Annotated in this window: 8 protein-coding genes; 7 read left to right on the top strand and 1 reads right to left on the bottom strand. The window is 41.7% G+C overall.

Annotation, left to right across the window (positions count from 1 at the left end; all coding sequences use genetic code 11):
- Positions 1–5 precede the first annotated feature (5 nt).
- From WCM76_09870 to WCM76_09890, 5 genes are all read left to right on the top strand, one after another.
- Positions 6–1,793, top strand: a complete 1,788-nt coding sequence (locus tag WCM76_09870) for a glycine-rich protein (protein ID MEI6765937.1) — start codon at positions 6–8, stop codon at positions 1,791–1,793.
- A gap of 200 nt (positions 1,794–1,993) precedes the next feature.
- A complete protein-coding gene (locus tag WCM76_09875) occupies positions 1,994–4,180 on the top strand; it encodes a M48 family metallopeptidase (protein MEI6765938.1) in 2,187 nt (728 codons plus the stop codon).
- 49 nt (positions 4,181–4,229) lie between these two features.
- Entirely contained in the window at positions 4,230–5,021 is a 792-nt protein-coding gene (locus WCM76_09880) for a hypothetical protein (protein MEI6765939.1), read from the top strand.
- Positions 5,022–5,355: 334 nt separating this feature from the next.
- Entirely contained in the window at positions 5,356–6,555 is a 1,200-nt protein-coding gene (locus tag WCM76_09885) for an ATP-binding protein (protein MEI6765940.1), read from the top strand.
- A gap of 116 nt (positions 6,556–6,671) precedes the next feature.
- Positions 6,672–8,156, top strand: a complete 1,485-nt coding sequence (locus WCM76_09890; protein MEI6765941.1) for a hypothetical protein — start codon at positions 6,672–6,674, stop codon at positions 8,154–8,156.
- Positions 8,157–8,247: 91 nt separating this feature from the next.
- Here the strand turns inward: WCM76_09890 and WCM76_09895 are convergent, their stop codons facing one another.
- Positions 8,248–10,644, bottom strand: a complete 2,397-nt coding sequence (locus WCM76_09895; protein MEI6765942.1) for a sodium-translocating pyrophosphatase — start codon at positions 10,642–10,644, stop codon at positions 8,248–8,250.
- A gap of 394 nt (positions 10,645–11,038) precedes the next feature.
- Here WCM76_09895 and WCM76_09900 point away from each other — a divergent pair, with 394 nt between their 5' ends.
- Positions 11,039–11,668 carry a bifunctional nuclease family protein gene (locus WCM76_09900; protein ID MEI6765943.1) on the top strand — a complete coding sequence of 210 codons (630 nt, stop codon included), beginning with the start codon at positions 11,039–11,041 and terminating at the stop codon, positions 11,666–11,668.
- Positions 11,669–11,688: 20 nt separating this feature from the next.
- Positions 11,689–12,966 carry a nucleoside permease gene (locus tag WCM76_09905; GenBank protein MEI6765944.1) on the top strand — a complete coding sequence of 426 codons (1,278 nt, stop codon included), beginning with the start codon at positions 11,689–11,691 and terminating at the stop codon, positions 12,964–12,966.
- Position 12,967 lies beyond the last annotated feature (1 nt).

Genomic DNA, 12,967 nt, shown 5'->3' on the forward strand with positions numbered 1-12,967 from the left:
TGACCATGACATATAAAACAACGGTTGTTTTTTTTGCGGCATTTCTTATTTCGACATTATTTGCCACGCTTACAGATGCTCAGGGAGTCAGCATCAATACATCAGGCGCAGCGGCTGATTCATCAGCCATGATTGATGTTGCAAGCACAACAAAGGGCGCACTGATACCGCGCATGAGCACACTTCAAAGAAACGCAATAATTGCACCCGCAACAGGGCTTATCATTTTCAATACCGATTGTAACGAAATACAGTACTATACAGGTTCTGCATGGATAAGCGTTCTAAACAGTCTGTCAACATTAATACCGGGGCCGATAAGCGGCCCGTCAACATTTTGTGCAGGACAGACAGGCGTGTCCTATTCGATAACCTCTGTGTCAGGTGCAACAAGCTATTTGTGGTCGGTTCCTCCGGGTTCTACAATAAATTCGGGACAGGGAACCAATTCAATTGTGGTGACTTTCGGCAGTAATTCAGGCATCGTAAGCGTTTCCGTGACAAACGGCTGCAACATCAGTCCTTCATCAAATCTTGTAGTTACGGGTGCCATACTACCTTTAACTCCGGGAGCCATTTCCGGAAGTGCAAATATTTGTTCAGGCCAATCAGCTCTAATATATTCAGTCGCGCCTGTTCCGGGTACAACGACCTATAACTGGTCACTTCCCACAGGAACAACAATCACAGCCGGGTCCGGAACTAATTCCATCACAGTAACCGCCGGAAACACTTCAGGCACGGTAAGTGTTACATCGACCAACAGTTGCGGTACAAGCGCTGCGTCGAATTTAAGTATCAGCATCACTTCAGCTCCGGCAACACCGGGCTCGGTGAGCGGACCGGTAAATGTAACACCGGGTCAGACCGGTCTTAATTATTCCATCGCAGCAGTTAGCGGTGCAACTTCATACACATGGACTGCACCGACCGGCTCTGTTATAACATCAGGACAGGGAAGTACTTCAATAACCGTAACATTTGGAAGCACATCAGGGAGTATTTGTGTAACTGCAGGCAATATCTGCGGAAACAGCACTTCAAGCTGCCTCTCTGTATCAACGGCATGCTATACGCCGGGCAGTATAACGCTGAATTACACCGGTGGAATGCAAACATGGACCGTGCCCTGCGGTGTTACATCCATTGTAGTGCTGGCCGATGGTGCCCGTGGTGGAAACGGATGGAATCAGGACGGCGGTGGAACTGTGAAAGGATATGGTGGTTATGGTGGCAGAACTCAGGCAACACTCACCGTTACACCGGGAAGTACATTGAACATTTTTATTGGAGGTACAGGAATGGATGCCACTCCGTCTGCATATGGAACCGGCGGATATAATGGTGGTGGCACGGGCTTCAGAACAATGGGATATGCCGGTGGCGGTGGCGGTGGCGCAACCGATATTCGGCTTGGCGGAACGGCACTCTCCGACCGTATTCTGGTTGCAGGCGGTGGCGGAGCCGGGAGCGGCTGGTGTACCGCAGGAACAGGGGGTGGTGGAGCCGGGGGCGGCACAACAGGAGGAAGCGGAAGTATGTGTTCGGGATATCCTGTTGGAACCGGCGGCACTCAAAGTGGGGGTGGAAGCCTGAACGGAACACTTGGTACCGGCGGAACAGCCACAAATTACGCAGGCTCCGGTGGTGGTGGCGGATACTATGGCGGCGGTGCATCAGACGGCTCAGGCGCAGGTGGTGGCAGCAATTATGTTACCCCGACAGGCAGTTCAGCCATTACTCATACTCAAGGTGTACAAACAGGCAACGGTCAGGTAAGTATTACCTGGTAAAATATTCTATTATTGCCTTAAGACATCCGGAATCTAAGAATCAGTCGTGTTTTCGCGACTACCGTAAAAGGGCAGATACTGCACACTTCCGAACGTGCACCTATTATATTTCACAAATTGTGACCCGATTCTTGTTTTTGTATGTTTTATTTCGCTATAATTGATATGTCGTTTTTATGGACTGTCAAATAATAAATCCTATGAAAAGAACTATTACTTCATTTCTCATTCTATTCATCACATTTCAGATTTACGGTCAACAGGCTGTATTCGATGACTACAAGCCTATCCGTTCATCAGGAACCATACCTCAGGACTTTCTGCAATTATTCTCAGCGCAATATCAGCAGGATATTTCAAAACTCAATACTGACGAAAAGCGTTCTGTACGCCGGTCAAAAGAAAAATTCCTGCTGCTTTCAAACTATTACATCTATGATTTACTCACCGGTGGTAAAGTCATGTTTGGAGATCCTATAAGCGAGTATGTGAATAAAGTTGCCGATCATGTGTTGGTTGCTTATCCTGACCTGCGTAAAGAATTGCGTTTTTATGTAATCAAATCACCTTATGTAAATGCCTTTTCGACCGACAAAGGTATTATCCTTATAAATCTTGGATTGCTTGCTCAGCTCGAAAACGAAGCACAACTTGCATACGTGCTGGCGCATGAAATTGTACATTACGTAAAGAAACACAACATGGATCTGTACGTATTTCAAGTGGATGTGGACAAGAATACCCGAACCTTGAACAAAAATAATTTTGGAGATAAAACATTAAGCATGAGCCATCATTCGCGCGAGTCGGAACTTGAGGCGGATAAAGAAGGTTTGCAAACGTATTATGCATCAAGCAATTACTCATTGAGTGCTGTTAAGAATGCGTTTGATGTAATGCTCTACTCCTACCTGCCTTTTGATGTAGCCCCTTTTAATAAAGACTTTTTTGAAAAAGATTTTTTCCATTTCCCAAAAGAATATCAACTTGACACATTTGCTGCAATAGATGCTGAAAAATATTTTAAGAACGACACCGAACTTCATCCCAGCATAGAAAAACGGCTTGAAACAGCCGATGAAATCCTGCAGGGAATTGATAACAAGGGACGTCAGGATTTTATCGAGCCTAAGGAAGATTTTATGTACGTCAGGAATCTGGCTCGTTTCGAAAGTATCAGACTTAAATTACTTGCAGCCGATTATACCGACGCCATTTATGACTGCTTTCTGCTTCAAAAAGAATTTCCCAACAATAGTTTTCTGAATACATCCATTGCTGCCGGACTTTATAACTTATCGCACCGCAAAACACACTCGCAATCAGATAACCAAAGCGGATATAAAAAAATTCAAGGCGAACCGCAACAGTTGTACTTCTTTCTGCAAAAGCTGAATAAAAAAGAATTAAACGTTCTTGCGCTCAGCTGGTGCTGGCGTACAAAAACAAAATATCCGGAAAGTAGTTTTCTGAAAATGGCGACGTATGATTTATTATACGACATGGTTTCAACAAATGAGATACGCAGAAATTTCTTCAGCACCAAAATAATGGATACGACTGTTGTCAATGCTTCAGAACCTGTTGCAGACACAAACCGTTCATCAAAATACGGCAAGATTAAAACCAAAAAAAGTCGCGAGGAAGCCATCAATTATCTGCGCTATGCCTTTGTTGACCTGATGAACGATACAAGCTTCGTACGTTATTTCGCGTGGATTGAAAATCGGGTTGATGAAGAAAAAAATCAACCCGAATCTAAAAAAGAGCGGTTCAGAAAATGTCGCGAAAATTGCGTTGACAAGGTGGTTGTAGCGGATCCTTATTACCTGTATTTCGATGCCAGAGGCAAAGGCAACGTCAAATTTTTCAGAACAGAAGAACTGAACCAAAGCATCAATGACGCCATTATAAAAGGTGCTCAAAAAAACGGGTTGAAAGCCGAACTCCTCAGCCCCATGAATTTCGGACCGGATGACGTGGACAAAATGAATGACCTTTCTTTGATTAACGAATGGCTCTCTGAAAGGTTTGCACTGGAAGATGATTTTGAATCGGCACCTCTCGAAAGCGATGAAATAAAAAAAGTAATGCAAAAATATGAAACGCCCTATCTGTCGTGGGCCGGCATGGTCACTGTTCATCTTAAAAAGAGTTTTACGGCTACGGATCTGCTGCTGTTTATCACTGTTTATGGAATCCCCATTGAAATATACAGACTCATAAGACCACAGTATACCACCTACTATTATCAGGTGTTGTATGATACCGATGACGGAACACCCCGCCTTACTCAATCAGCCAGACTCAAAAATAATTACAGGAAGGATATTTTAAACTCCCGTATTTACGATTCGTATTATCAAATAAAAAATACAAAAAAATAAATTTCATGGAAATTAATCTCGGTGAAGACAATTATAAAATTCATTGAAAATGAAAAAAACACTTACACTTATATTCTTCGCATTATTGACTCAGGCATTATACAGCCAATCGCCGGGATATAACGGCAAGAAGTTTTCTATAAACTATGGCTTTTACTTTATTAATGCGACAAGCAATCCTAATACAAACGGCAACAACGGTTTCTTCTGTTTTACCACCACCCACTGCCTGGCTCCGGAATATGTAGTAGGCAGGCACATAGCCATGGGATTATCATTGCGGTATTCAAGAACAGGCTTCTTTTACAAAAGTAATCTTATCTATAATAATAATTTAGCCTATAATCCCTATGGCAGCAGCTATACGCTTTTTGGCAGCAACAATAAAACAGACCACAGGCTTACCGGAACCATGAATGTTATTTCCGCCGGGATATATCCCAAAATATTTCTTAAAGCAGGCATTGCACCTCTCGGTTCTTACATGAAACCGGAACTTATTATTTCCATGACTTATGTGCAAGCCGCCAGTGACGCAAAAATGAATGATTATATAAACGCTGACCACTACTATAATGTTCCCGATTACCCGTCACCAAAAATCAGCAATTACAGCCCATATATGACCATTGGCGCCGGATTAGAGTTCGGTGAAACCAGAATACTTTTTAATCGGCTGGTGCTTGATTATGGATTGAGAATGGGTCTCACATTCGGATCATTTATGAACCAGCAGGCTCAAGTTACCGAATCTAATTATTACGAATTAGTTTCAGGCCGCCGATTATTTCAGGCATCGCTACTCAATTTGAAAGTTGGTGTAGGATTACTCGCCTTCTAAACTCACAGCATCTGAACATGTAGAAATTTATCGGTACTGCGGTCAATTAAAAGCGGAATGAAATACAATTCAATTAATTTCTTCTAAAAGTCACGTCATACAACTATTTTTAAAAGAAACGCTTCAGCAACACCACCATTTTTCCCAAATCACAATCCTCTGCTAAACCACTGCGGAGTTAATTGCAATCATATCGACCAAACTATCAAATAATTTAGTTTGTATTGCTAATACTAACTATCTTGTATTACTAATACTAACTTCTTTGTATTAGAAAAACTAACTAATTTGTATTTCTAATACAAACTTATTATCTTTGCAAAAAGGAAATTACATGATAACGGAAGAAATACTCAGATCAGTTATTGTAGCCAATCGCCACAATATTGATAAAAGCAAACCTATTAAAAGGACAAAAACGCTCCCGTTGAACAGCGCAAGAGTGGTCGTGGTAACAGGCGTACGCCGATGTGGCAAAAGCACCTTGCTACAGCATTATCTGAAAAAAGAGAAAAATAAAATATTTCTCAATTTTGAAGATACCCGTTTAGAAGGGTTTACTCTTTCTGATTTCCGAAAACTTGAGGATATAGCTATTTCGGATAAAACAGACTGTTATGTTTTTGATGAAATACAAAATATTGAAGGTTGGGAAAAGTATGTGCGTTCTGCGCAGGAAAAAGGATTTCGAATATTTATTACCGGCTCAAACGCATCCATGCTCAGCCGCGAATTTGGCACGCGACTTACAGGAAGGAATATACAGGTGGAACTTTTTCCATTCAATTACACGGAATTTCTGCATTTCACAAAACAAAAATCCGGTGCTGACAGCTTCAATGAATATCTGAAAAGCGGCGGATTCCCGGAATTTCTTGCCTTTGCAGATAACGAATACTTAAGGTCGTTGTTCAGAGATATTGTTATTCGTGATATCGCTGTGCGAAGAAGCATCAGAAATGAGCATGTTATTCTAAGGCTGGCATTGTATTTATTGAGCAATGTCGGTAAGGAAGTAAGTTACAACAATGCAACAGGGCTATTATCTATAAAATCAGTCCGTACAACCATAAACTATTGTGATTACCTCCGAGAAAGTTACCTGCTTGATGTTATTCCGCGGTTTTCTTATTCAATAAAGCAGCAACAAAACAGCCCTAAAAAAGTCTATTGTATTGATACGGGTATGGCCGGGGCAAACAGTCTTTCGTTCAGTGAAGACTACGGCCGCATGCTTGAAAATGCAGTATTTTTGAAGCTCAGACAGTCAACTTCAGATATATTATATTACAAAGAAGCACAGACGGAATGTGATTTCTTAATAAAAAAGAATGAGAAAATTTGTCTTGCCGTGCAGGTTTGCTGGCACCTTACTGAAGACAATATGGAAAGAGAAATCAATGGATTGAGCGTTGCAATGAAAGCCACGGGTGCCAAACAAGGAGTAATCATCACATTTGACCAGCAAGACTCTTTTGGCAAAATCAAGGCTATTCCAGCATGGAAATGGATGAATCAGGAATTAATATTTTAAAATTACATTTTCTTATAATCAAAGAGTACCCACGATAATTCCATTAATTTCATGAAGTTTCTATATCATGCATAGCAATAATACAAACGCCGAATCGTAAAAAATAAATGCTGCAAATGATAAAATGGGCAACAAACCGTCAGGTAATAATTATTGTGCTGTTGTGCCTGCTTTCCAGACTGCCTCAACTACTCAATCCTCATCTCCGCATTGATGGCGATGAGTGCATTGAAGGACTGATGGCTAAACATTTCTCTGAAGGCAACGGCATTCCAGTATTTTTCTATGGGCAGACCTATGGATTTGCTCTGATTGAAGTTATGCTTATCAGCCTGTTCTATGTATTTTTTGGCATTTCAGATACGGCAATAAAAATTGCGATGCTGACACTATGGACCGTTGGTATTGTGTTTTTCTATAAGACGCTCAAGCAGCTCAATCCTGAAGACCGGTGGACAGCCTTTTTGATTACCCTTGTATTTATTTTCTCTCCGTCATGGTTTATGTGGTCATTGAAAGCAAGAGGTGGTTATTTAACGGCATTCGCACTATTCCCAATCATTACGTATCTTTTATTTCATAAAAAACATGGGCAACAATTATTGGCAGCATTATTAAGCGGAATATTGACATGGCTGCTTTTCGAATCACAACCGCTTTGGCTTGCAGGTCTGATACCTGTTTTCGTGTACAAATTCTACAAATCAAAAATAGCCTACACCGTTTTATTCTTTTCAGGAAGTATTGTCACCGCCGGAATTTTCATGTTGCTTAAATCAGGTATTACAACATTCTGGGCACCACAAGTGTTGACTATGTCAACGCTCAGCTTCACCTCAATTGGCGCCATTCCGCTTCAGGTTTTTCATCATTTAACCGGCAGTTATTATTATTTCGATATCATCAAGTTCGGATTAGCAACACAACTGTGGGCTATCGCTTTCACCGCAATTATTTTCGGAACACTCGTATTGGGTTTCATCAGGTTGATACTCAGAAAAGCCGAAAATCCACTATTCTATGTTTTTTGCTTATCGGTACTTTCAACAATGTGTTATGTAGCATTAATCAGCACGGAAACGCCACGATACCTTCTGCCCATTACAGGCTGTGCCCTGCTGATGGTTTATACAGCAATGAGTTCATATAAAAAGAAATCAGCAACGAACATATTAGCGGCCACTTTCATTATTTTGGGAGGCATTGTGTTGTCAGGTATGAGATACTCAACGTATGAAGTATCTAAAAAATCAGAATTGCTCGATCTTATAGAAGCGTTGAAGTCAAAAAACATCCATTATGTTTATTGTAATGGTGGATTGATGCAATGGGAAATAATGTTTTATTCAAAAGAACAGATTACGGCCCGGAGTTTAAGCAATAACGACAGATATCCAAAATACATTCAACTGGTTGATGATGCCCTTCAGCGCGACTCAACAAAAATTGCCATGGTTGGTGACATTGGAAACACCTTAGTAGTTTCGGATGCACAGCTTATTGATAAACGTTTTTTTATTTGTTTTAACCCCGGCAGAGCGACACTTATTGAGCATGGCTTTGACTTGGGTAAAATAGACGGAACAAAGAAACCCGAATAATTCAATGCAGGCAAAATCCTCGTATTTCTGAACAATACAAAAAAAGAGGCGACCCGTATGAGTCGCCTCTTTCAATTTTCATCATGCAATTTTATCCTTTTTTAATTCTCATGCTGTAGAATGAACGATATACGAAAACCAGACCTACCAAAAGGCAGAAAGCGCCAATATAAGGTGTGTAATCGCGTCCACCGGTTTGTTTTGCAGCCAGACTCATGCTAACTGCTATTTCTACTGCCAGCATTCCAAACAGGGTTGAGAATTTAATAACAGGGTTCAGTGCTACAGACGACGTATCTTTGTAAGGATCGCCCACAGTATCGCCAATAACGGTTGCTTCGTGGAGCGGTGTTCCCTTTTCTTTCAGGTCAACCTCAACCACTTTTTTGCTATTGTCCCATGCTCCGCCCGCGTTTGCCATGTACATTGCCTGAAAAAGTCCGAAAACGGCCAGTGAAATCAGGTAGGATACAAAGAAGTTAGGATCAAAAAATGCGAAAGCCAGGGTCATTGAAAAGATGACACCAAAAATATTCCACATACCTGCCTGAGCGTATTTTGTACAGATTTTAACCACAGCTTTTGAATCTTCAATATCTGCTTCAGTTTTGTCGAGATTGATATTCTTTTTGATGAATTCAACAGCTCTGTAAGCTCCGGTTGTAACCGCCTGTATAGAAGCGCCCGAGAACCAATAGATAACGGCACCACCTGTGATAAACCCAAGAAGAACGGGTGCATCAGTAAGTTCGAGCTGAAGCAATCCCTTCGCTTTAAGCATAAGAATAATCGCGAATATCATGGTAGTAGCACCGATTACCGCGGTTCCGATAAGAACAGGTTTTGCGGTGGCTTTAAAGGTATTTCCGGCTGAGTCGTTTGCTTCGAGGCTGTGTTTGCCGCGAACAAAATCAGGTTCAAAACCAAAATCTCTTTTTACTTCTTCTTTTATGCCCGGAATTTTCTCTATCTGCGAAAGCTCAAAAACCGATTGAGCATTATCGGTAACCGGTCCGTAGCTGTCAACAGCAATAGTAACCGGACCCATGCCCAGGAAGCCAAAGGCTACCAGCCCAAAAGCGAAAATAGAAGGATAGGTCATAAACTGATCGAGACCGAGCATGCTGGTCTGGTATGCAATAAACATAAGAGCAACCATCACCATGCCTTTCCAGAACGCACTGAAATTACCGGCAACAATACCTGACAGAATAGTCAGCGATGCGCCACCTTCGCGTGAAGCAGTAACAATTTCGGCCACATGGCGCGACTTTGAACTTGTAAATGCTTTGGTGAGCTCGGGAATAATTGCTGCTGCAAACGTTCCGCAACTGATAATTGTGGCGAGTTTCCACCATAATCCCGTATCAGAAATTTCGGCAATAAGAAAATAACTTGCCAGATAAGTAACCACTATAGAAACAAGAGAAGTAATCCATACCAATGTTGTAAGGGGTGTTTCAAAATCAAAAGTATCTTTCTGGCTGAAACGAATTCTGGAAATAACCTGGTTGACTAAGTATGAGAAGATAGAAGTAAACACCATCATTATACGCATGGCAAAAATCCACACAATCAGGGTAGCCTGAAATTCGAGGCCCATTGCAAGTACAATAAAAGAGATGAGAGCAACACCGGTTACACCATATGTTTCAAAACCATCGGCCGTAGGACCAACACTGTCGCCGGCATTGTCGCCTGTACAGTCAGCAATTACGCCTGGATTACGCGGGTCGTCTTCACCAATGTTAAAAACGATTTTCATCAGGTCGGCACCGATGTCGGCAATTTTAGTGAATATACCACCGGCAATACGAAGTGCACTGGCACCCAAAGATTCGCCAATAGCAAAACCAAGGAAGCAGGCACCGGCGCTGTCGCGAGGCACAAACAACAAAATAATGAGCATCATTATAAGTTCCACCGTAATCAGAACCACGCCTACACTCATGCCTGCCATCAAAGGAATAGAAACCACTTTCCAGGGTTTGGTATTCAGTGCGGCAAATGATGTGCGGCTGTTGGCCAGCGTATTGATACGGATACCGTACCATGCAACGCCGTATGAACCAAGGATTCCAAGAACTGTCCAGCAAAGAACCACGATAGTCTTGCTAATTTCCATTCCATTCAGTCCATAGAAATAATAGAATATAGCCGAACCTATGATTGCAAAAAGGATGAGCAGAAATTTTCCCTGTTGCAGTAAATAAGTCTTACAAGTTTCATAAATAATATTCGAAACTTTAAGCATACTTGTATGTGCAGGCATCTTGCGGATTCGCAGGAATTGCCAAAGGCCAAAAAGCACGCCTAACAGAATAATAACAGTTCCGTAGAGCAGCAAATCCCAGCCATCGAGTCCGAAATTTGCAAAAAAGCTGTTTCTCAGATCAGGGATTTTAAGATCCACTTCGCTGGCGAAAGTAGCCGCCGGTGCAGTAATCATGAACAGCATAATAAAGAGAGTCTTCATCGTTTTTTTCATATGCAGTAGATTTGATAATAATTCAGGAGGAGGTAAAAACCGCTGCAAAGTTAACAAAAATACAATTCGAGGCAAGAGCCCGACCTTGTGCGTTGTGTGAAAAGTAGTTGCTTTATATCATCATGTAATGATTATACTGATTTTGATTTGCAAAAAACACGGTTGTTTTTAAGTGAAATATTTATATTTGTACGCAATATTACAATTGGTCAATAGAAATCTATGCCCACTAATGGCTTTTCAGCTACTTTTGGATAGTTTTTGAGGACTTGATGAAAATGCGCATAAAACGGCGCAATGATTTTTATCAGCAGGGCAATTATTCAATGAGTATGGTTGCAAAGCTTTAAACAGTACTGTATAAATATATATGTGGTTTGCATAAAGTGAAAAGATGGAAAAGCGGAGACTGGAAATAATTGGAATATCATACAGCCAGTCGCAGAGCGGTGCATATGCGCTGATACTGGGCGAAGCCGACGGTAAAAGGCGTTTACCCATTATAATTGGCGTATACGAAGCACAAGCCATTGCTATAGAGCTTGAGAAAATGAAACCGGCGCGTCCGCTCACCCACGACCTGTTTCGCAGCTTTGCCGAGACCTTTGGCATCAACCTCACCGAGGTATTTATCGATAAGTTTGTAGAAGGTGTTTTCTATGCAAAGCTCATTGCTTCTGACGGAACTAAGGAAAAAGTAATTGACGCACGCACATCGGATGCCGTAGCATTAGCAATACGTTTTAATTGCCCTATATTTACGACGGATAAGGTGCTTACCGTTGCCGGGATGGTCAAAGATGAAGAAGATGAGCTGAACGAAGAACCACTCGATTCAGAAAACGAAACGGAAGACCAAATATCGGAAGCTTCAAGGGATTCGACAGATGCAGAATATGCATCAAACACATTTGCGGAGCTCGAACAATTGCTGGAAGAAGCGATTAGAAATGAAGATTATGAGCGCGCTTCGCATATAAGAGACGAAATTAAAAAGAGAGAAACAAACACAGACAATCAATAATACTAATAAAACAAACACTTATGAACCTAAAGCTTCGACTTGTTGGGATGAATTTCATGCAGTTCTTTGTATGGGGATCCTGGTTGCTTACTATTGGCGCTTTTTGGTTTCAGACAAAACAATGGTCGGGAACTGAATTTGGCGCAATATTCTCCACCATGGGTATTGCATCATTGTTTATGCCTGCAATTGCGGGTATCATTGCCGACAGATGGCTCAACGCTGAAAGGTTGTACGGTATTTTTCATATTTGTGCAGCAGCGGTACTGTTTTTTATCCCTTCGGCCGGCAGCCCCAATACCATGTTTTGGTTGATGCTGCTTAATATGATTTTCTATATGCCCACCATTGCACTTTCCATAACGGTATCATACTCCTCCATGAAAGCTGCCGGAATGAATGTGGTAAAAGAATACCCACCCGTGCGGGTATGGGGTACCATTGGTTTTATTGTTGCACTCTGGACAATCAGTCTTTCGGGTCTTGAAACATCGCCGTTCCAGTTCTATATTGCCTCAATATCGTCATTATTACTTGGTTTATACGCATTTACATTGCCTGCCTGCAAGCCGCTCGGTCGTGGTCAGAAGAGATCATTTGTAAATGCACTCGGCTTGAATGCATTTAAATTATTCAAGAACCCCAAAATGGCCATGTTTTTCATTTTTGCCATGCTGTTAGGGGCATCGCTTCAACTCACCAATGCTTATGGCGATACCTTTTTGCACGATTTCAAAAAGATTCCTGCCTTTGCCGACCTGCTTGCCGTAAAATTCCCGGCGATTATCATGTCGATATCGCAAATATCTGAAACGCTTTTCATTCTTACCATTCCCTTCTTTATGCGTCGTTTTGGGATAAAAAAGGTAATGTTATTCAGTATGGTGGCATGGGTGCTGCGCTTTACGCTGTTTGCTTATGGCGATCCCGGTAACGGATTATGGATGCTTATTCTCTCATGCATTATCTATGGTATGGCCTTTGACTTTTTCAATATCTCAGGTTCACTTTTTGTGGAAACACAGAGCGAACCGGAAATCAGAGCCAGTGCGCAGGGTTTATTCATGATGATGACCAATGGCGTAGGCGCTTTCTTAGGAAGCCGTCTCAGCGGAATCGTGATTGATAAATTTTTCACAACAAAAGTTACAGATGCCGCCGGTGCCGTTTCCGATAATTTGAATTGGCAAGGTATCTGGCTGACATTCGCAGCTTATTCCTTAGTAGTTGCGCTGTTGTTCTGGGTATTATTTAAACACAAACATAATCCTGAAGAATTTAAAGAAGTGCATCATTGAT

Source organism: Bacteroidota bacterium, assembly GCA_037133915.1.
In the GTDB taxonomy this organism is placed as follows: domain Bacteria; phylum Bacteroidota; class Bacteroidia; order Bacteroidales; family CAIWKO01; genus JBAXND01.